Origin of the sequence: Vibrio sp. 1727 (assembly GCF_033344415.1) — a bacterium.
GTDB classification, from domain to species: Bacteria; Pseudomonadota; Gammaproteobacteria; order Enterobacterales; family Vibrionaceae; genus Vibrio; species Vibrio alginolyticus.
Genome location: NZ_JAWPOT010000355.1, coordinates 1 through 650 on the forward strand (window position 1 = coordinate 1; position 650 = coordinate 650).

At 45.4% G+C, this 650-nt stretch carries 1 protein-coding gene; it reads left to right on the top strand.

Annotation, left to right across the window (positions count from 1 at the left end):
- On the top strand, positions 1-650 hold a 650-nt coding region (locus R8O10_RS25710), incomplete at both ends, for a penicillin-binding protein activator (RefSeq protein ID WP_318192024.1).

A 650-nucleotide genomic window follows, 5' to 3' on the forward strand; every position in this document is an offset into this window, starting at 1 on the left:
GTGCCGACGCTTACCAAAGCCTAAATCAGCCGTTTGAAGCCAACCGCCAACTGGTAGCGTTTAGTCAATACGCGTCATCAGCAGAGCAACGCGAAATCTCAAGCCGAATTTGGATGAACTTTGGCAGTTACTCTGAATATGAACTGACTTCGCTACAAACTGAACCCAGCGAAGACGTGTTAGACGGATGGTTGCAATTAGCAGTTTACGCAAAAACGCTCTCCGGCAATCTGTCTCAGTTAAAAAATACCCTTGAGCGTTGGTTGAACGAGAACCCGTCACACCCAGCGGCAATCTATACACCAGAAGAAATTCAAAACATTCTGTCACTTGATATCGTAAAACCAAATAACACAGCATTGTTGTTACCATTAACAGGTAAGTTTGCGCCTCAGGCACAATTGATCCGCGATGGTTTTGTGTTCGCGATGATGAATGATAGAAACCGCGATCCAAGCGCAACGCTTACCGTCATTGATACGAATGCGTACAGCGCTGATGAAGTGAAACAACGTCTCATCAACGAAAACATCGATTTTGTTGTCGGCCCGCTGCAAAAAGAAAATGTCGAACTATTGCAAACCACAATGGATGGTTCAGCAAACAGTCCAGCCATTCCCGCACTGGCGTTGAATATTCCTGAAGATGTT